At 63.8% G+C, this 19,786-nt stretch carries 18 protein-coding genes; 14 read left to right on the forward strand and 4 right to left on the reverse strand.

The features are described from left to right. Nucleotides 1–350 precede the first annotated feature (350 nt). The 5 genes from C6A77_RS11445 (at nucleotide 351) to C6A77_RS11465 (ending at nucleotide 5,183) form a co-directional block, all read left to right on the forward strand. On the forward strand, nucleotides 351–581 hold the full coding sequence (locus tag C6A77_RS11445; protein ID WP_114169564.1) for a hypothetical protein: 231 nt from the start codon (nucleotides 351–353) through the stop codon (nucleotides 579–581). A gap of 619 nt (nucleotides 582–1,200) precedes the next feature. After that, entirely contained in the window at nucleotides 1,201–2,415 is a 1,215-nt protein-coding gene (locus C6A77_RS11450; protein WP_114169565.1) for an MFS transporter, read from the forward strand. Between the two features lie 120 nt (nucleotides 2,416–2,535). Further along, nucleotides 2,536–3,438 (forward strand): LysR family transcriptional regulator, encoded by a 903-nt coding sequence (locus C6A77_RS11455; RefSeq protein WP_114169566.1) that lies wholly within the window; start codon nucleotides 2,536–2,538, stop codon nucleotides 3,436–3,438. 95 nt (nucleotides 3,439–3,533) lie between these two features. Next, nucleotides 3,534–4,142 (forward strand): DsbA family protein, encoded by a 609-nt coding sequence (locus C6A77_RS11460; RefSeq protein WP_114169567.1) that lies wholly within the window; start codon nucleotides 3,534–3,536, stop codon nucleotides 4,140–4,142. Between the two features lie 111 nt (nucleotides 4,143–4,253). Next, nucleotides 4,254–5,183, forward strand: coding sequence for a malate dehydrogenase (locus C6A77_RS11465; RefSeq protein WP_114169568.1), 930 nt, complete (start codon nucleotides 4,254–4,256; stop codon nucleotides 5,181–5,183). 445 nt (nucleotides 5,184–5,628) lie between these two features. Here C6A77_RS11465 and C6A77_RS11480 read toward each other — a convergent pair whose 3' ends face one another. Both C6A77_RS11480 and C6A77_RS11485 read right to left on the reverse strand, forming a co-directional pair. Further along, nucleotides 5,629–6,447: an amino acid ABC transporter permease gene (locus tag C6A77_RS11480; RefSeq protein WP_114169571.1), complete on the reverse strand. Its 819-nt coding sequence runs from the start codon at nucleotides 6,445–6,447 to the stop codon at nucleotides 5,629–5,631. After that, entirely contained in the window at nucleotides 6,444–7,265 is an 822-nt protein-coding gene (locus C6A77_RS11485) for an ABC transporter substrate-binding protein (RefSeq protein WP_114169572.1), read from the reverse strand. The genes C6A77_RS11480 and C6A77_RS11485 overlap by 4 nt, the downstream gene beginning before the upstream one ends. A gap of 118 nt (nucleotides 7,266–7,383) precedes the next feature. On the opposite strand from C6A77_RS11485, the gene C6A77_RS11490 reads away from it, so the two are divergent. The 9 genes from C6A77_RS11490 (at nucleotide 7,384) to C6A77_RS11530 (ending at nucleotide 17,107) form a co-directional block, all read left to right on the forward strand. After that, nucleotides 7,384–8,268, forward strand: a complete 885-nt coding sequence (locus C6A77_RS11490) for a homocysteine S-methyltransferase family protein (RefSeq protein WP_178082384.1) — start codon at nucleotides 7,384–7,386, stop codon at nucleotides 8,266–8,268. Between the two features lie 162 nt (nucleotides 8,269–8,430). Continuing rightward, nucleotides 8,431–9,702 (forward strand): cystathionine gamma-synthase family protein, encoded by a 1,272-nt coding sequence (locus tag C6A77_RS11495; RefSeq protein WP_114169574.1) that lies wholly within the window; start codon nucleotides 8,431–8,433, stop codon nucleotides 9,700–9,702. Nucleotides 9,703–9,902: 200 nt separating this feature from the next. After that, on the forward strand, nucleotides 9,903–11,285 hold the full coding sequence (locus C6A77_RS11500) for an amino acid permease (RefSeq protein WP_114169575.1): 1,383 nt from the start codon (nucleotides 9,903–9,905) through the stop codon (nucleotides 11,283–11,285). 46 nt (nucleotides 11,286–11,331) lie between these two features. After that, nucleotides 11,332–12,216, forward strand: a complete 885-nt coding sequence (locus C6A77_RS11505) for a LysR substrate-binding domain-containing protein (RefSeq protein WP_114169576.1) — start codon at nucleotides 11,332–11,334, stop codon at nucleotides 12,214–12,216. A 23-nt stretch (nucleotides 12,217–12,239) separates the two neighbouring features. After that, entirely contained in the window at nucleotides 12,240–13,625 is a 1,386-nt protein-coding gene (locus tag C6A77_RS11510; RefSeq protein WP_114169577.1) for a threonine synthase, read from the forward strand. Continuing rightward, a complete protein-coding gene (locus C6A77_RS11515; protein WP_114169578.1) occupies nucleotides 13,622–14,059 on the forward strand; it encodes an Lrp/AsnC family transcriptional regulator in 438 nt (145 codons plus the stop codon). The genes C6A77_RS11510 and C6A77_RS11515 overlap by 4 nt, the downstream gene beginning before the upstream one ends. Nucleotides 14,060–14,266: 207 nt before the next feature. After that, entirely contained in the window at nucleotides 14,267–15,310 is a 1,044-nt protein-coding gene (locus tag C6A77_RS11520) for a homoserine dehydrogenase (protein WP_114169579.1), read from the forward strand. Between the two features lie 12 nt (nucleotides 15,311–15,322). Next, nucleotides 15,323–16,741 (forward strand): aldehyde dehydrogenase family protein, encoded by a 1,419-nt coding sequence (locus C6A77_RS11525; RefSeq protein ID WP_114169580.1) that lies wholly within the window; start codon nucleotides 15,323–15,325, stop codon nucleotides 16,739–16,741. A gap of 42 nt (nucleotides 16,742–16,783) precedes the next feature. Continuing rightward, a complete protein-coding gene (locus C6A77_RS11530) occupies nucleotides 16,784–17,107 on the forward strand; it encodes a RidA family protein (RefSeq protein ID WP_114169581.1) in 324 nt (107 codons plus the stop codon). Nucleotides 17,108–17,131: 24 nt separating this feature from the next. Here C6A77_RS11530 and C6A77_RS11535 read toward each other — a convergent pair whose 3' ends face one another. Together C6A77_RS11535 and glyA are read right to left on the reverse strand one after the other, a co-directional pair. Then, nucleotides 17,132–18,085, reverse strand: a complete 954-nt coding sequence (locus C6A77_RS11535; protein ID WP_114169582.1) for a bile acid:sodium symporter — start codon at nucleotides 18,083–18,085, stop codon at nucleotides 17,132–17,134. Between the two features lie 194 nt (nucleotides 18,086–18,279). After that, a complete protein-coding gene (glyA, locus tag C6A77_RS11545; protein ID WP_112251928.1) occupies nucleotides 18,280–19,533 on the reverse strand; it encodes a serine hydroxymethyltransferase in 1,254 nt (417 codons plus the stop codon). Nucleotides 19,534–19,786: the final 253 nt, after the last annotated feature.

Below are 19,786 nucleotides of genomic sequence, written 5' to 3' on the forward strand. Positions count from 1 at the left end.
CGCATCGGCGATGCGACCTTGGCCGGTCGGAATCGAAAGGCGTATCAGCGCCCAATCTTCATCGCAGGCGCTTTTTTGTGCTCGTGATGTCGCGTTATGGCGGTGGTGCGCGGGACACCTTCGGGTGTGCCGGGCTCCTTTCGTCCCGGTCGGCCAACCCGCGTACTGCTGCCACCTTAACTTGCTTGGCCGCGAGCGGTGGCGGTTCCATCACGAAAGGAACGCATGCATGACCATCGTAAATTCGTTGAACATCCTCACATCCGCTCACCACCACCGTTTCTCGACGGTTTCCAGAAATTTTATCTCCAGTCACCCCCGCCCAATCTCCGCAAAAACGGAGGCCCACCATGACTAACCAAGAACGCCTCTCCACCATCCAAAGCTACGCCTGGACCCTCGAACTGCTCGGCGAGGCCCTGGTCCAGCACGATGAAACGCTGGAATGCGAACACAACCCGCACCTGAGCTTTCGCAACACGGCTGGTATCCATCAGGCGATCCGGATCATCAGTCGTTTGACCAGTGAGCAGTGTGGGAAGGTGATGGCGCGGAACGATCAGGACGCCGCCGAGACATAGGCGGGGTTATTGAGGAGTGGCGGGCCAGGCGCCGTGGTTGCGGCTGGTCTGCTGTTGCGGTTGCTTGGGGGTTGTTTCTGTCAAGCGGGTTATGGGGCTGCTGTGCAGCCCATCGCAGGCAAGCCAGCTCCTACCTTGGCCGCGGTGTGTTCAAGATTTGTGTACTACTTGTTAGAGAGGGCGGCGTGGTGGATGGCACGGGCTTCGCCCGTGTTCGCGGGCACGCCCGCTCCCACAGGGATCGCACCAATATTCAAAATTGAGCAAGACAGTTGCTCTAAGGACCGTGCTAGTCCAGGAATGTGCGCACGATCTGCAGCTGAGCAAATGGCATGGGCTTTGTGCGTGTTTGTGAGGGGCTTTTTCTTGATGCGGGCTTGCGGGTATGGGCGGCGTTATTGGGGCTGCTATGCAGCCCATCGCGACGCAAGGCCGCTCCCACAAATCGACCTGTGACATTGCCTCGGGTGCCGCTTGGTTGGGGGCACAGATCACTCACATAACGCTGCCAGCTTTGCGCAACGTGCATAAGTTCGTTGCTGCAAGTTCGTATTCCAACAACGGTACCTGGCGAATAGGCTTTCTCCTGAACTTTCTCACCCCATTCGGAGATGTCGCCATGTCAGCGAGCAGCCCTGATGTAACCGCTTCATCGTCGGCGCATGCCGAAGCAGCGCCGACCCTGTCCAAGGCGTTGGTCATCTTTCTTGCGTTCTGCTGTGGCGCGGTGGTCGCCAACCTCTATTACGCACAACCCATCGTCGAACTCATCGCGCCCAGCATCGGCCTGTCGCCCGAACATGCCAGCCTGATCGTTTCGTTGACCCAGTTCGGCTACGCCGCGGGCCTGCTGTTTCTGGTGCCGCTGGCCGACCTGATGGAAAACAAGCGTCTCGTGATCGGCTTTACCTTGGTGGTCGGCGTGTTTCTCGCCGCAGCAGGCGTTGCCGAATCGCCGTCGTTGTTCCTGATCGCCTCGCTGATGATCGGCCTGACCTCTGTCGCGGTGCAGATTTTGGTACCGCTCGCCGCGCACATGGCACCGGAGAGCAGCCGGGGCCGGGTGGTGGGCAACATCATGAGTGGCCTGCTGCTGGGGATTCTGCTGGCGCGTCCGGCCTCCAGCCTGGTGTCGGAATATATTGGCTGGCGCGGGGTGTTTTTCAGCGCCGCCGTGCTGATGGTGGTGATCGCTGCGCTGGTGGCGGTGCTGCTGCCCAAGCGTATGCCTAACCATCACACCACCTATGGTCAGTTGATCGGCTCGGTGTTCGGCCTGGCCAGGCGCTATGCGGTGCTTCGTGAGCGTTCGTTGTATCAGGGGCTGTTGTTCGCCAGCTTCAGCTTCTTCTGGACCGTGGTGCCGATCGAGTTGATCCGTCATTACGGCTTCAGCCAGAACGGTGTGGCGCTGTTCGCCCTGGTCGGTGCCGTGGGCGCCATCGCCGCGCCAATCGCTGGTCGCCTGGCCGATGCCGGCCATGGCCATGTCAGCACGCTGGCAGCGTTGCTTATGGCGCCGGCGGCGCTGCTGATCGGGGGTATTCCGGGGCTGGGCTATCTGGGCCTGGTCGCTGCTGCGGTTGCTTTGGACTTCGCGGTGCAGTTGAACATGGTCCTTGGCCAGCGCGAGGTCTACGCGCTGGACCCTAACAGCCGGGCACGGCTGAACGCGGTGTTCATGACCAGTATCTTCGTCGGTGGTGCATTGGGTTCGATGGTCGCCAGCCCGCTCTACGAGCGCTTTGGCTGGGCCACCACAAGCCTGGTTGCCGCTGTGATCCCCGCGCTGGCACTGGTGATTTTCCTCGGCAAGCACGCCGGCAAGCGCTGACGCCTGCGCAGCACACTCGTCATAGCTCGAAGCCGTTCAGGTCACTATGATCCAGACTACCTGCAACCTCGAAGGGCGGCGCCACGCAGCCCTTCATGGATCATCAGCGGAGCTGAACAGATGGACAAGTTTCTCGCGTTGAGCATGTTTGTAGAGACCGTGCGCTGCGGCGGCTACTCCGCCGCCGCACGCAAGCTCGGCGTGGCGACATCCTCGGTAGCGCGGCAGGTGGCTGCGCTGGAGGCGGAGCTGGGTACCACGCTGATTACCCGCAGCACACGGCAGAACAGCCCCACCGACCTGGGCCAGGCCTATTTCGATAATGCCGTGGCCATTCTCGATGCACTCGCCGCCGCCGACAGCCTGGTCACCGACCGGGGTAGCGAAGCCAAAGGCAAGCTGCGGGTCAGCGTTCCGGTGGAGTTCGGCCGCCGCTTGATCTCACCCCACCTCGGGCGCTTTCTGGCAGCGCATCCGGAACTGGAGGTGAGCCTGAACCTGAACGATGGCATGGTCGATCTGTTCAAGGACCGGGTCGATCTGGCCGTTCGCCTGGGGTCGACGGTTTCCAGTGAAGAAGTCATCTGCAGCACCATCGGCCACTTCCAGCGCTGGTTGGTGGCAAGCCCGGCCTATCTGCAACAGCATGGCGCCCCGACCCAACCGGGCGAGCTGTCGGGCCATGCGTGCATGCGCTTCGATTACGGTGGCCCATTGAGGGACTGGCATTTCCAGGTGGATGGCCAGACCGTGCCTGTGGCGGTGCAGGGCCGGATGCAGAGCAATAACGCCGACATATTGCGGCAGGCGGCGGTGGCGGGGCAGGGCGTGGCGCTGTTGGCCGACTGGCTGGTGGCAGAAGATGTGCAACACGGGCGGCTGACCCGCTTGCTGCCGGAATATGAAGTCAACCCGACAGCGGTAAACGCTTCGATCAATATCGTTTACCTGCCGATCAATCGCGAATCGACCCGTATCAGAGTCTTCGCCCAGTTCATGAAAGAGCTACTGAACATCGCCTAGCAGCCGACGCAACGCTCCCTTGCGTGCTGGATGGCTACTGCAAGTTCCGGCAACTCCTTAACCTTGAGGCGAACACAGCCTCAAGGATATTGACGATGAACACTGCACCCGAACTGGCCTTTGACTTTCTTGACCCGTGGGGTTGGGTTGCAGTGCGTCGGCTTGCGATTGCGATGGCCCAGGTCGGCGAGCCACTCGACGTCTTGTTTCAACCTTGCCGTTCGCCGCTGAGCCGAGTGGCTGCCGGGGGCGCGTATGCCGAATTTCTCGAGCGCCGCTTCGGCACCCAGGCGGCGGTGCATCAATCGCTCGTTGCGGCGGAAATGCAGAAGCTGGGTATCGAGCTGGCGTTCAGCGCAATCCGTAGCGCTCCGGACACTTGCCCGGCGCTGGTAGCGGTGCTCTGGCTGCAGCGCACGGGGAAGCCTGCTGTGGCATTCGTCGAGCGCGTGTTCGAGGCCTTGTATTGCCACGGCCAGGACATTGGCGACGAGGCGGTTTTGCAACGGTTGCTGAGTGCGGAAGGGGTGTCGTTTGCCGACATCCTGGCATTCATGCGCAGCGACGCGTGTGCCGTCGAGCTCGAGCAAATAGAAGCCTCGGTCGCGGCCTGGGCCGGGCGTGTGATCCCCTCGTTCCGCATCAACGGTACGGTTATATTCGGTGCGCAGACGCCCGGCGTGTTGGCGCCCATGCTGGCCTGAGCAGAACACGGCTGGCCGTACATCCACCTCAGGTGGCCTTTTGCTGGCGGCAGACGATACTTCTGAATTACAGGCGTGTTCCTGGTGGCGCGCGCCGCTAGGAGGTGTCAGGTGAACAAACTGTCTATCGTGGGCGCCGGCATGGTCGGCGAGGCGGCGGCGCAGATCATCGCCCGGGAAGAGTTGTGCCGTGAGCTGGTGCTGATGGATGTGCAGGGTGACATGGCCCGGGGCAAGGCGCTGGATGTGTGGCAGGCGGCGGTGGAGTCCGGCTCCGATACCCGTGTGCATGGCGGGGGCGATGCCGCTTTGCTGCAGGGTTCCGAACTGGTGGTCATCACCGCCGGGGTGCCGCGCAAGCCCGGCCAGTCGCGGCAGGATGTGCTCAGTACCAACCTGCCGATCATCGACGGCATCATGGCGGACATCAAGCAGCATGCGCCGAGCGCGACGGTGCTGGTGGTGTCCAACCCGGTCGATGTGCTCACCTATCGCGCCTGGAGCCTCAGCGGGCAGGGGCGCAACAAGGTGTTCGGCCAGGCGGGTGTGCTGGATACCGCGCGGATGAAGTGCTTCATCGCCGAGCAGACCGGGTTTTCCGCCCGTGATATCACCGCGCTGGTGCTGGGCGGGCATGGCGACAGCATGGTGCCGTTGATGCGTTACTGCCAGATCGGCTCGGTGCCGCTGTCGCAGTTCTTGTCTGCTGGGCAAATCGAGCAGATCGTCGAGCGCACGCGCAAGGGTGGCGGCGAAATTCTTGGGCTGAAGAAGCTGGGCAGCGCCTGCGATGCCCCGGGTGTGGCCATTGCGCAGATGGTGGATGCGGTCGCCAATGGGCGGAACCGCATTTTGCCGGCGGTGGCGATTCTGGAAGGGGAGTATGGGCGCACGGATATTGCCATGGGCGTGCCTTGCGTACTGGCAGAAGAGGGGCTGGCGCGGGTGATCGAGTTGCCGCTGGATGCGCAGGAGCAGGCGATGTTCGACCAGTCTGCCGATCAGGTGGCGCGGGATATCGGTGAGATGAAAGCGCTGTAGCGCTGTGGGAGCGGGCATGCCCGCGAAGCATGCGGTGCGGTGGCTGGCACCGGCTGCGCCGGTGTTCGCGGGCTCGCCCGCTCCCACAGAGTTGGCGCCAGTATTAAAGATTGAGCAAAACAGTTGCTTCCACAGGTATTGCACAAGGCCCAAAGGCCACACAAATTTTGTGGGAGCGGGTTCACCCGCGAAGCAGGCGACGCGGTGGCTGGCACCGGCTGCGCCGGTGTTCGCGGCTAAAGCCGCTCCCACAGGGATTGCGCCAGTATTTAAAGATTGAGCAAGACAGTTGCTCGCACAGGTACTGCACAAGGCCCAAAGGCCACACAAATCCTGTGGGAGCGGGTTCACCCGCGAAGCAGGCGACGCGGTGGCTGGCACCGGCTGCGCCGGTGTTCGCGGGCGCGCCCGCTCCCACAAAGGCCGAGCCAGTTCGGCTGAGGCCTTAGCGCTGGTAAGCCTTGCCGAAATGCCGTTCCAGCCGCGCCTGCACCAGCTCCAGCAGAATCGACAGCACCCAGTAGATCACCGCCGCCGTGGTCAGCATCTCCAGGTAGCGGTAGCTCGAGCGCCCGTACGACTGCGCCAGGAACATCACCTCCCACACCCCCATCACCGAGATCAGCGATGAATCCTTGAGCATCGAGATGAACTGGTTGGCCGTGGGCGGGATGATCACCCGCATGGCTTGCGGCAGCACGATATGCCAGAAGATCTGCGGCGTGCGCATGCCCAGCGCCAGTGCGGCTTCACGCTGCCCGCGCGCGACGCCGAGGATGCCAGCGCGGAAGATCTCGCTCAGGTACGCCCCGTAGTTCAGCGACAAGGCGATGATGCCGGCGCTGATCGCACCCGGGACCAGGCCCAGCTGCGGCAACCCCAGGTAGATCAGCAGAATCTGGATCAGCAGCGGTGTACCGCGAAAGAACGAGGTGTAGAAGCTGGCGACCCCCACCAGCACCGCACTGTTCGACAACCGCGCCAGCGCCGCGGCAAAGCCGAACAGCACCGACACCAGCATCGAGCACAAACACAGGAACAGGGTCAGCGCCGCGCCTTGCAGAAAGCCGTTGGGCCCCAGCTTGAAGCCGGCGAGGTTGGGAAACTTCTCCAGAATGATCGCGAACTTCAGGTCGAAGCTGAGGAAAAACGCAACGAACAGGCCGAACAGCGCCAGCCAGGTCAGCAGCAACCGCGTGCGAAAGCCCAGCAGGCCGGCGCCCGTGGCTTTGACCACGGGCTTGGGGGACGGGAAGGTGCTCATTTGCTGATATCGGCGCCAATCCACTTCTGCGACAGCTTGGCCAGGGTGCCGTCAGCTTTCAGCTCGGCGAATACCTGGCGCACCTTGGCATCCCACTCGGGGTCGCCCTTTTCGATGGCCACCGAATTCGGCTCTTCATACAGCGGCGCGCCGGCCAGCTTGAAGCGCTTGTCCTGGTCCAGGCGCGGCTGCGCGGTCACCAGGTTGGTGAGGATCGCATCCAGGCGCACGCCCGCGCCCAGGCCCAGGTCCTGGAAGGCGACGTTGTCGGTGTCGTACGGCGCGATCTGCACGAAGTCGAACGGGTAGTCGAGCTTCTGCTCTTCGTTGCCTTCGATCACCAGGTTCTTGTTCAGGTAGCTCTCGTAGCTCGAGGCACTGGTCAGGCCCACCTTGCGGCCGTCCAGGTCCTTGGCGCCGTGGATGCGCTCATCGTTGGCGTTGACCACGATCACCGCAGGCGATGCGTAGTACTCCACCGGGAAATCGAACACTTCGGCGCGGGCCTTGCTTGGGGTCATCGAGCAGATGCAGATGTCGTAGCGGCCGCTCCAGCGGCCCGCGGCGATTACATCCCACGACGGGGTTTCCAGGCGCAGCTTGACGCCGAGCTTGTCGGCCACGGCCTTGGCGACATCCACGTCGAAACCGTCCAGCTGGTTCTGCGCGTTGAGGAAGGAAAACGGCGGGTAGCTTTCCATCAGCACGTTGACCAGTTCCTTGCGCGATTCAACCCGCTCCAGTGTGGCGCCGGCGAAGGCCTGGGAAGCAGTTGCGAGCAGCACGAGGCCCGCACCGAGCACAGTAGAGAAGCGCATGTACATACCTGAAAAGTTGGCCGAAAGAGAGAAAGTGTATTTAATAGTTATAAATGTTTCCCTCATAATGAATTTTATTCATATCAACCTTCAGAGTAGTTATATGAAACAGCGAGCGATGGTGATTCTCGACGGTGGCATGGGCCGTGAGCTGCAGCGCAGCGGCGCGCCGTTTCGTCAGCCTGAATGGTCGGCGCTGGCACTGAGCGAGGCGCCAGAGGCCGTGGTCGGTGTGCACGCAGCGTTCATCACCGCCGGTGCCCAGGTGATCACCAGCAACAGCTACGCAGTGGTGCCGTTCCACATCGGCGAGGAACGTTTCGCCAACGAAGGGCGCCAGTTGGCCACAATCGCCGGCCAGCTGGCGCGTCATGCCGCCGATGCCGGCGCACACCCGGTCAAGGTGGCCGGTTCGCTGCCACCGCTGTTTGGCTCCTACCGCCCAGACCTGTTCCAGCCCGAGCGCGTCGAGCAAGTGCTGACCCCGCTGCTGCAGGGCCTGGCCCCTTACGTTGACCTGTGGCTGGCAGAAACCCAGAGTTCGGTTGCCGAAGTGCAGGCCATCCACGCCCACCTGCCGGCAGACGGCAAGCCATTCTGGGTGTCGTTCACCTTGCAGGATGAAGATGTCGACGCCACCCCGCGCCTGCGTTCCGGCGAGCCGGTGGCCGATGCCATCGCCGCCGTGGTCGGCCTGGGGGCGGGTGCCGTGCTGTTCAACTGCAGCCAGCCCGAGGTGATTGGTGCCGCGGTCGATGTAGCGCGCGCGGTGATCGAGCAGCACGATGCCGACATCGCCATTGGCGCCTACGCCAACGCCTTCCCGCCGCAGCCGAAGGAAGCCACCGCCAACGACGGCCTGGATGAGCTGCGCGAAGACCTCGACCCGCCGGGCTACCTGGCCTGGGCCACGGACTGGCGCAAGCGCGGTGCCAGCATGATTGGTGGCTGCTGTGGCATCGGCCCGGAGCACATCGCTGAGCTGAAGCGCAATCTGGCGTGAGTTCTCGAAGGGGCCGGGCGGTTTGCGCCTGGTCCCAGCCATTAAAAAAAACGCCACTCAGACCCGGATTCCATCGTTTTTCAGGCCCCCCGCCATGCCCCTATAGTCGCTGAAAGCCGAGGCCGAATCGGCCTACACAACTCAGCGGTGCGGGAAGCGGATATGAACAACAAAGAGAAAATCGCGGGCAATGCAGCGGCCGGTATCGGTACGCGCGTGGTGTGGGGCGGGGAGCAGGTGCAGCACCCGTACAACGCTACCCAGACCCCGATCGTGGTCAGTGCCGCCTACGGCTACAACGACATCGACGCCTGGTACGACGTGGCCCAGGGCAAGTTGCCGGGTTACATCTACAGCCGCATGAGCAACCCGACGGTCGCCACACTGGAAGCCAAGCTGTGCGAGCTGGAGCAGGCCGAGTCGGCCGTGGCCTTCAGCAGCGGCATGGCGGCGATCAGTGCCGTGCTGCATACCTTCCTCAGCAACGGCAAGCGGGTGGTGTCGACCCGCGACAGCTACGGCGGCACCAACAAAATCTTCGAAGAGTTCCTGCCGCGCATGGGCGTGCAGGTGTGCCTGTGCGACACCCTCGACACCGAGGCGCTGGAGCGCGAGATCGCCGCCGGCTGCGACCTGCTGTACCTGGAAACCCCGACCAACCCGACCTTGAAGGTTCTGGATATCCAGCGCCTGAGCGCCGCCGCCCGGCAGGCCGGCGCCGTGGTGGTGGCCGACAACACCTTCGCCACCCCGCTTAACCAGAACCCGTTGGCCCTGGGTGTGGATGTGGTGGTGCACAGCGCCACCAAGTTTCTCTCCGGGCACGGTGATGTGCTGGGTGGGGTGGTGTGTGGTGCCGAGCCGTTGATGGCGCAGGTGCGCCACTACCGCGAGATCAACGGTGCGTCGCTGGACCCGTTTTCCGCCTACCTGATCATCCGCGGTATCAAGACCCTGGCCCTGCGCTTGCGTCAGCAACAGGCCAGTGCCCAGGCGCTGGCGCATTACCTGAGCAGCGAACCGCTGGTCGAGGCGGTCAATTACCCCGGCTTGCCCGGGCACCCGGGCCATGCGATCGCCAAGGCGCAGATGCGCGGCTTCGGCGCCATCGTCAGCTTCGTGCTCAAGGGCGGCATGCCCACCGTGGCGCGTCTGTTGCCGCGCCTGAAGTACGCCCATCGGGCCGGCAACCTGGGCGCGGTCGAGACCATCTATGGCCCGGCGCGCACCACCAGCCATGTGGAGAACACCCTCGAAGAACGCCTGGCCCTCGGTATCTCCGAGGGGCTGGTGCGCATTTCGGTGGGCATCGAGGACACCGAGGACCTGCTGGCAGACCTGGCACAGGCCTGTGCATCGGTGCGTCAGGAGTTGGCCGCAGCAACGGATCTGCACGGTGACGCGTACGCCTGCCGGGGCCAGGTCCAGGCCTGAGGCAGGCGCGTGGCGCCCACCCGTTGCGGTGTGCGCCCGTTCATGAAGTCGAACAAAAACAATATGCAAGGCAATTCGCTTCGCTCTGCCAAGACGAGGTCGTTGCAACGTCCTTGCCCGCCAACTTTCATGAGAAAACCACAATGTCCCTGCACACAACTACAACGAGAAATGCTTCTGCGCATGGCTTCAAGCAGGATATGCAAACCCGCCACATCGTCATGCTGGCGCTGGGCGGTGTCATTGGTACCGGCCTGTTTCTGACCTCGGGCTACACCGTCAACCAGGCGGGGCCGCTGGGGGCGGTGATTGCCTACATCCTTGGCGCGATCATGGTCTACCTGGTGATGATGTGCCTGGGTGAACTGGCGGTACACATGCCGGAAGTCGGCTCGTTCAGCAGTTACGCCACGCGCTACATCGGGCCGGGCACCGGCTACATGGTGGCCTGGATGTACTGGCTGACCTGGACCGTGGCCATCGGCTCGGAATTCACCGCCGCCGGCATCCTCATGGTGCGCTGGTTCCCCGACACGCCCGTGTGGCTATGGAGTGCGCTGTTCGGGTTGGCGGTGTTTTTCAGCAATATCATTTCGGTGCGCTCGTTTGCCGAAACCGAATTCTGGCTGTCACTGATCAAGGTGCTGGCGGTGGTTGCCTTCCTGGTGGTGGGCGGTGGGGCAATCCTCGGCGTCTTCGAAATTACCCAGGCGCACAGCGTCGGGCTGGGCAACTTCACCCGTGAAGGGCTGTTTCCCACCGGCTTCTGGTCGATTGCCATGACCCTGCTGGCAGTGGCCTTCGCCTTCTCCGGTACTGAGCTGATCGGCATTGCCGCAGGCGAAACCCGCGACCCGGAAAAGAACGTGCCCAAGGCCATCCGTACCACCGTACTGCGTCTGGCACTGTTCTTCGTCGGCACCATCTTCGTCCTCGCCACATTGCTGCCGCGTGAACAGGCCGGTGTGGTGGAGAGCCCGTTCGTGATGGTCTTTGCAATGATTGGTATCCCCTACGCGGCGGACATCATGAACTTCGTCATCATCACCGCGCTGTTGTCCGCCGCCAACTCCGGCCTTTACGCTGCCGCCCGCATGCTCTGGACCCTGAGTGACCAAGGCAACATGCCACGCCGCTATGCCGCGCTGTCGCGCCGCGGCACACCGTTCAACGCCATCGTCCTGAGCATGGCGGGTGGCATGGCTTCGCTGCTGAGCGGCGTGTTTGCCCCCGACACCATCTACCTCGCGCTGGTGTCCATTTCCGGGCTGGCGGTGGTGGTGGTGTGGATCAGCATCGCGGTCAGCCAGATGGCCTTCCGTCGCCACTACCTGGCCAATGGCGGCAAGCTCGAAGACCTGAAGTTCCGCGTACGCGGCTACCCGTTCGTGCCGCTGGCAGCGATTGCCTGCTGCGTACTGGCCTGCGTCGGCATCGCCTTCGACCCGGCGCAGCGCGTGGCCCTGTATTTCGGTTTGCCCTTCATCGCCTGGTGCTACCTGGCGTACTGGCTGACCCGCAAGTACCGCGCGCGTCGCCCGCTGCCGCTGCAAGTTGTGGCGTCAGGTTCCGAGGCCGCCTGAGCGGGGTGATACTAGGCCACCGGAACGTTGCCACGAGAAACCGCCGATGACCCAGAAATCCCTGCCCCCCTTGAATTGGCTCAGAGCCTTCGAAGTGTCGGCGCGTTACCTGAACTTCACCCACGCAGCCGAGGAGCTGCACCTTACCCAGGGGGCTGTGAGCCAGCAGATCCGCCACCTGGAATGCCAACTGGGGGTGGCGCTGTTCAAGCGTTTGCCCCGAGGCCTGGGGCTGACCGAAGAGGGGCAGTCCTACCTGCCAGTGGTGCAGGATGCGATAAGCCGCCTGGCCGTAGGCACCAATGAAATTTTCGGGCAACGCCAGCGTCGGCCGCTGAAAGTGCGCGGCAGCCTGTCGTTCCTGCACTTCTGGCTGGCACCTCGCCTGGCCGACTTTCGGCGTGCTCACCCGCAGGTGGACATCCGCTACATCAGCAACCTGTGGGTCAAGGAGCTGGATGCCGAAGACGACCTGGAAATCCGCTGGGGCAGTGGCCAGTGGGCCGGCGTGGAAGCGCAGCGCCTGACCCGCGATGTGCTGGTGCCGGTCTGTTCGCCGGCGCTGATCGCTGACGCCCCATTGCGCGATCCGCGTGACCTGGCCGGTGTACCGCTGCTGCATGTGCTGGGTTACGAGGAGGGCTGGGGCTACTGGCTGGAGCGGGTTGGCGCCGAACAGGTGGATTCCTCCAGCGGCCTGCAGTTCGACACGCTGGTGGCCACCTTGCGCATGGCGGAGTTGGGGCTTGGGGTGGCGCTGGCACGCTCGTCGCTGGTCGAGGACTTGCTGCAGGAGGGGCGGCTGGTCGCGCCTTTTACCCAGCGTATCGAGGCGAGCGAGTCGTTCTACCTGGTACGCGGCCTGGGTGAGGCGTTGTCCAGCGATGCCCAGGCCTTCAGCCACTGGTTGGTGGCGATGGCTCACCGTTAATTCAATACATTCCTGGAGCACCGATGCAGTACACATCCACGCGCGGCAACGAGATACGGGTAGATTTCCGCACGGCGCTGCTTTCCGGGCTGGCCGCGGATGGCGGGCTTTACGTGCCGACGGCGGTGCCAACGTTCAGCCAGCAGGAAATCGCCAGCTGGTCCTGGCTGCCGTTCGATGAACTGGCCTGGCGGGTGATGGCGCCGTTTGTCGGTGACACCCTCGACGAGCCGACCCTCAGGGCGCTGGTCAGCGACAGCTACCGCGGGTTCAGGCACCGGGGCATCGCGCCGTTGCAGCAGATCGGCCATAACGAATGGATCCTGCAGCTGTTTCACGGGCCAACCCGCTCCTCCAAGGACTTTGCCGCGCAGTTGCAGGCGCGGCTCATCCGTCATTTCCTGGGGGCCGATTGCGAACGGGTCATGCTGGTCGGTGCCAGCAACGGCGATACGGCGGTGGCGGCCATCGAGGCCTTGCGCCATTGCCCGACGGCACGCCTGCTAGCGCTGTACCCCAACGCCGGAACACCGCCCGACCGGGCCGCAGTGATGCGCAGTGCCGCTTGCGAAAGCGTCAGTTGCGTGGCCGTGGATGGCAGCTTCGATGACTGCCAGTCGCTGGTGTCGGCGCTGTTGCGTGCATGGCCGTGCCCAGGGCTGATTCCGGTCAGCTTCAACTCGACCAACTGGGTCGGCGTGCTGGCGCAGATCGTGTTCTATTTCCACGCGGCGCTGCAGTTGGGCGGGGGCATACGGCCAGTGGGTTTCAGCATTCCCACGGCCAGTTTTGCCGAGATCTACGCGGGGTTCATCGCCCAGAAGATGGGCCTGCCGATCAACCAGATCATTGTTTCCACCAACCGCAACGACGCCTTGCATCGGTTCATTCACTGCAACCGCTACAGCCGTGGCTCAACCAGCCAGACCTTGTCGCCGGTCATGGACTTCTCGCTGTTCTCCAACCTGGAGCGCTTCGTCTGGGAGTTGTATGACCGCGACGGCGCGGCGACCAAGGCATTGATGGAGCACTTCGAGGACTGCGGCGAGCTGAGCATCGGCAACCGCCAGTGGCTGCATGCGCGCATGCTGTTCGACTCGTATGCCGTGGACGACGCGCTGATCCGCGAAGAAATCGTCACGCTGTTCCAGGAAACCGGTGCTGCGGTAGACCCGCATGCGGCAACCGGGGCGTTCGCCGGGCGCCTGCACCGGCGCAACATTGGCGCGCCGATCGTCACGTTGGGGCAGTTTGCCCCGGAAAAGTCCGCTGCCTTGCTGGCGGAGCTGGGGGCCTGGCACGGCGATGTGCCGGCCAGCGTCGTTGGCACCGCAGGCGCGCCGCTGCTGGCGCCCGAGGACCTGGCGGGCGTTCATGAATTACTGGCCCAGTTGCAGGCAAGGCGATGAAACGCATCCTCGACCCGCTGGACGAGCGCATTCTCGCCGAACTCACTGCCAATGCGCGCATCGCCCATGCAGAGCTGGGGCTGAAAGTGAACCTGTCGCGCAATGCGGTACGCCAGCGCATCGAGCGCCTGGAACGTGACGGAGCGATCCAGGGCTACACCTTGCGCATTGGTGAAGGGCGAAGGCCGACGTCGTTGATCAACGCGGTGGTCTTCGTCTACCGCTACGACCGCATGCGCGGTGAAGCGGTGCTCGATGCCCTGCGCCAGATCCCCGAGGTGATCCAGTGTGAGGTGCTCAGCGGTGAGTTCGACCTGCTGTTGCGCGTCGAGGCCTCCAGCCCGGAGCGGGTGCATCACGTATGGAAGGAAATTGCCGCCATGCCCGGGGTCGAGAACACCGTGACTTCGTTCGTGCTGGCCACGGTGATCTGAACCGCGTCCTGGCACCTGACAACCCTCCATACAACAACGCCGCCTGGGCCTGTGCCCTGGCGGCGTTGTGCATTGCGCGGGCTGCTAGGCGTGCATCGGGCACTGGCCAGATTGGCCAATAAATACAGCGGATTGCCATATTCAACTGGCATTGCCCGGCTCTTAGGCTTGTCCTCATCGACCAATCGCCTGGAAGGACAGCAAACCATGACCGAATACAAGATCGCACTCGTTGGCTTTGGCGGCGTGAACCGTGCCCTGGCCCAACTGATCGCCGAACGCAATGCGCGCTGGCAGCAAGAGCTGGGTTTTGGCCTGAAGATCGTTGGCGTCACCGACCTGTTCCTGGGCTCGGTGATCGACCGCGATGGCCTGGACGCGGCCATGCTGGCTGCGCTGCCAGCACAGAAGGGCGCACTGGCGCAGATCCCGCAAGGCTCGGCTGAGGCGTTCAACGAGGCGGTGATCAAGCAGTCGGGCGCCGACATCATCGCCGAGGCCACCTTCACCAACCCCACCGACGGTGAACCGGCAGCCACCTTCTGCCGTTGGGCACTGGAGGCGGGCAAGCATGTGGTCACCACCAACAAGGGGCCGATTGCCCTGCATGCCCAGGCGTTGAAGGCGTTGGCCAAGGCCAATGGCGTGTGGTTCGAGTACGAAGGCGCTGTGATGAGCGGTACGCCGGTGCTGCGCATGGCGCGCCAGACCTTGGCCGGTGCAGGCCTGGTCGGGTTCGAGGGTATCCTCAACGGCACCTCGAACTATGTCCTGACGCGCATGGAAGAGGGGCTTGGCTTTGCCGACGCGGTGGCCCAGGCACAAGCGCTGGGCTACGCCGAGGCAGACCCGAGCGCCGATGTGGAAGGGCATGACGTGCGCCTGAAAGTGGTGATTCTTGCCAACGAACTGCTCGGCGCTTGCCTGCAGGTCAGCGATGTCACCTGCAGCGGCATCAGCAGCCTCGACAGTGCGGCTATCGAGCAAGCGCAGGCGGCGGGCCAGCGTTGGAAACTGATCGGCAGCGCCAGCCGTGAAACCGATGGTTCGGTGCGGGCCAGCGTTGAAGCGCGTCTGCTGCCTGGCAACCATCCGCTGGCGGGTATTTCCGGTGCCACCAATGCGGTTGCGTTCGACACCGAGTTGCTGGGCGCCGTGACGGTGTCCGGCCCAGGTGCGGGGCGTGTGGAAACGGCCTTTGCCCTGCTGTCGGATATCGTCGCCATCCACACCGCTGGCCGCACGGCCTGAGGAGCAATGCTCATGAACCTGACTTCCGTGCCCCGGGTTACCGTGCAGCAACCCACCTTGATCGATGTGTACAGCCCCTTCGACGGCAGCCTGGTCGGCAGTGTCGCCAATCTTGCCGCTGACGCAGTGCCAGGCCTGCTCAGCCGGGCCCGCCAGGGTGTGCGCGAAAGTGCCGCGCTGCCCCGGCATCGACGTGCCAGCATTCTTGAACAGGCCGCCCGCCTGATCGAACGCGATGCTGCAGATTTCGCCGGCCTGATTGTCGATGAAGCGGGCAAGACCCTGCGCCAGGCCGAAAAGGAAGTAAAACGCTGCATCAACACGCTCAAGCTGTCGGCCGAGGAAGCCCGGCGCAACGCGGGTGAAGTGGTGCCGTTCGATGCCTACGAAGGCTCCGAATCGCGCCAAGGCTGGTTCACCCGTGAGCCGTTGGGGCTGATCCTGGCGATCACGCCCTATAACGACCCGCTCAATCTGGTGGCGCACAAGCTGGGGCCGGCCATTGCCGGCGGTAATGCGGTCATCCTCAAACCCTCGGAGCTGGCCCCGCTTTCGGCGCTCAAACTGGTGCAGTACCTCACCGATGCAGGGCTGCCCGAAGCCGTTGTCAGCGTAGCCACCGGGGGCGCCGAGTTGGGCAAGGCGCTGGTCGCCGTGCGTGAAGTGCGCATGATTTCCTTCACGGGCGGCTTCGCCACAGGCGAGCAGATTGCCCATGGGGCCGGGCTGAAGAAGCTCGCCATGGACCTGGGCGGCAACGCACCGGTGCTGGCGCTCAAGGACTGCGACCTCGAGGCCACTGTCGAATCTTGCGTTTCGGGTGCGTTCTGGGCTGCCGGGCAGAACTGCATCGGCACCCAGCGCATCCTGGTCGACGCTTCGATCTACGAAGCGTTTCGCCAGCGCTTCGTTGCCCTGACCCAGGCGATGGTGCTGGGTGACCCGAGCCTGCGCGAAACCGACATGGGGCCGATGATCAGCGAAGCCGCTGCCCGGCACATCGAAGAGCGTGTCGACCAGGCCCTGCAAGGCGGCGCTCGCCTGCTCTGCGGCCACAAGCGCCAAGGGGCGAGCTATGCGCCGACGGTGCTGGAAGGCGTGGACCCTGCCAGCCGCTTGTGGCGCGAAGAAGTATTCGCCCCGGTGGTGATGCTGGCGCCCTTCGAGAACATCGAACAAGCGGTAGCCCTGGCCAACGCCCCGGAGTACAGCTTGCATGCCGGTGTGTTCACCAGTGATTTGTCCTTGGCGCTTAGCCTGGCGAAGCGCATCGAGGCCGGCGGGGTGATGATCAATGACTCCTCCGACTACCGCTTCGATGCCATGCCGTTCGGTGGCTCCAAGTATGGAAGCCTTGGGCGTGAGGGGGTGCGGTTCGCTTACGAGGACATGACCCAGCCCAAAGTCGTGTGCATCAACCAGATGGGATGAGGGGGTAAGGCCATGATCAAGCGATATGGGGTAGGCCAGCGAATGTCGTTGGCGGTCAGCTACCGGGGCCTGTTCGAAACGGCCGGCGTGGTCGCGGACGATCTGCAACAGGATGTGCAGGGGCAGTTACGCCAGGCGCTGAATACGATCGACAGGCTGATGGCTGAGGCCAGGGTGGCCAAGGACCAGTTGACCCGGGTTCAGCTGTGGATCGCCGACTACCGGCACTTCGACCGGGTGAACGAGGTGTATGACGCCTGGCTGCAGGGTTGCGCCAAACCGGCACGGGCCTGCGTTGGCGCCGACCTGGGCGAGGGTTATCTGGTCGAAGTGCAGGTGTTTGCCGTGTGCGCCGAGCACCCGTGAACTGTAATGGCCGGCGTCAGCGGTTCAGCGCAGCAGCCGTGGCACAGCCTTTACGTAGATCAGCTCCCCCACCAGCTCCAGCAAGGTCTGGGTGATCACGGCTGCCGCCGCCAAGCCGCGCAGCGCTTCCGGCAAGGCCAGCGCCAGCGGCAGCACCACCAGCGAGTTGCGCGTGGCGGCGCTGAAGGTTACCGAGCGTGCTGCGGTGGCCGGCAAGCGCAGCAGGCGCGCCGAGAGCACGCCGAGCACCGGCGCCAGCAGCATGAAGCCGATGTACACCGGGATCACCGGCAGCAATCGGTCGAAACCCTGCAGTACCACGGCAATCTGCGAGGCGATCACCACCATCAGTACCACGGCCATCGCCGGTACCGGCAGCCATGCCCAGGCGACGTTCCAGGCTGCAATCGCAGGCGAGCGACGGGCCCGGGCGCTGGTGAGCACAGCCAGGGCCATCGGCAGCACGATCAGCAGCAAAAAGGCCTGCACGAACGGCTGGATCGAGATCGCCACGCTGCTGCTGTCACCCAGCATCAGCGCCAGGTAGAGCGGCAGTAGCACCAGTTGCAGCAACAGCAGCACGGGGGTGGCGGCCAGGGTCAGGCGGGCGTCGCCTTTGCCGATATGGGTGAACACCACGACGTAATCGATGCACGGGGTGAGCAGCACCAGCAGCGCGCCCACCAGGATGGCCGGGTGCTCGACCAGACCGCGGGTGATGGCCCACACCAGCAGCGGCACGAGGACGAAGTTGGCCAGCAGCAGGGCGGCGATGAAGCGGCGGTTGCCAAGGCCCTGGCGCAGGTCGAGGAAGGGGATTTGCAGGAACATCGCGTACATCAGCACGGCGATGGCCGGGGTGACCAGGGCTTCCAGGTGGCGTGCGGTGTCGCTGGCCAGCAGGCCGAAGGCGACAGCGGCGAGCACGGCGGCGAAGTAGAGGGGGATTTGCCGGGTTTCGAGTTGCTCTCTGGTCAAGGTACGGCCTGTGTGCAAAAGGAAGGAGCGCAATCATAACCTGTGGGAGCGGGCGTGCCCGCGAACACCGGCGCAGCCGGTGCCACCCACCGCGTGGTCTGCTTCGCGGGCGCGCCCGCTCCCACAGGGTTCGAGTCCGGAAAACGAAGAAGCCCGGCACTAGGCCGGGCTTCTTCACTTCAGGCAAGCGCCAATCAGTTGCCGTAAACCGGCAGCTTCTTGCAGATGGCCTTGACCTTCTCACGCACGGCATCGATCACCGCTTCGTTGTTCAGGTCGGCCAGGATGTCGCAGATCCAGCCAGCCAGCTCGCGGCACTCGGCTTCCTTGAAACCACGGGTGGTCACGGCTGGGGTGCCGAAACGCAGGCCCGAGGTGACGAACGGGGAGCGTGGGTCGTTCGGTACCGAGTTCTTGTTAACGGTGATGAACGCTTTGCCCAGGGCCGCGTCAGCGTCCTTGCCGGAGATTTCCTGCTTGATCAGCGACAGCAGGAACAGGTGGTTCTGGGTGCCACCGGAAACCACATCGAAACCGCGCTCGATGAACACGCTGGCCATGGCCTGGGCGTTCTTCACCACTTGCTGCTGGTAAGCCTTGAACTCAGGCTGCAGGGCTTCCTTGAAGCAGATGGCCTTGGCTGCGATGACGTGCTCCAGCGGGCCACCCTGGGCGCCCGGGAATACGGCGGAGTTCAGCTTCTTCTCGATCTCTTCGTTCTTGCGAGCGAGGATCAGGCCGCCGCGCGGGCCGCGCAGGGTCTTGTGGGTGGTGGTGGTGACCACGTCGGCGAACGGTACCGGGTTAGGGTAGACGCCAGCGGCAACCAGGCCGGCAACGTGGGCCATGTCGACGAACAGGTAGGCACCGACCTTGTCGGCGATGGCGCGGAAGCGGGCGAAGTCCAGAACCTGCGAGTAGGCCGAGAAGCCGGCAACGATCATCTTCGGCTTGTGCTCGACAGCCAGGCGCTCGACTTCGTCGTAGTCGATCAGGCCGTTGCCGTCGATGCCGTACTGGATGGCGTTGTACAGCTTGCCCGAGGAGCTTACCGAAGCACCGTGGGTCAGGTGGCCACCGTGGGCCAGGCTCATGCCCAGAATGGTGTCACCGGCCGACAGCAGGGCCAGGTAGACAGCGGCGTTGGCCTGGGAGCCGGCGTGCGGCTGAACGTTGGCGTAGTCGGCGCCGAACAGCTGCTTGGCGCGGTCGATGGCCAGTTGCTCGACAACGTCGACGTACTCGCAACCACCGTAGTAGCGCTTGCCCGGGTAGCCTTCGGCGTACTTGTTGGTCAGGACCGAGCCCTGGGCTTCCATGACTGCCGGGCTGGTGTAGTTTTCCGAAGCGATCAGCTCGATATGCTCTTCCTGGCGCAGAGCTTCTTGCTGCATGGCTTCGAAGAGCTCGGCGTCGTACTTGGCAATGGTCAAATCACGGCTGAACATGGCGGTCCTCAAGGATCGGGGTGAGTTGGGGGGGCATTCTAACCGATTGATTCGCCGCTGGCATATGAAGTGGCATCAAGTCGCGGACCAAAGGGCTTCATGTTGCATCCCGCGCCGCGTCTGGGCTGGGCGCGGATCGGAGTTGACCTGAAAGTCCGCTTTTGGGGGCGCTGCGCCCCATCGCCGGCAAGCCAGCTCCCACAGGTTTCAGCGCAAGCCCGAGGCATACGCAGCCCATGTGGGAGCGGGCAAG

This window comes from Pseudomonas sp. AFG_SD02_1510_Pfu_092 (assembly GCF_003331055.1).
GTDB lineage: Bacteria > Pseudomonadota > Gammaproteobacteria > Pseudomonadales > Pseudomonadaceae > Aquipseudomonas.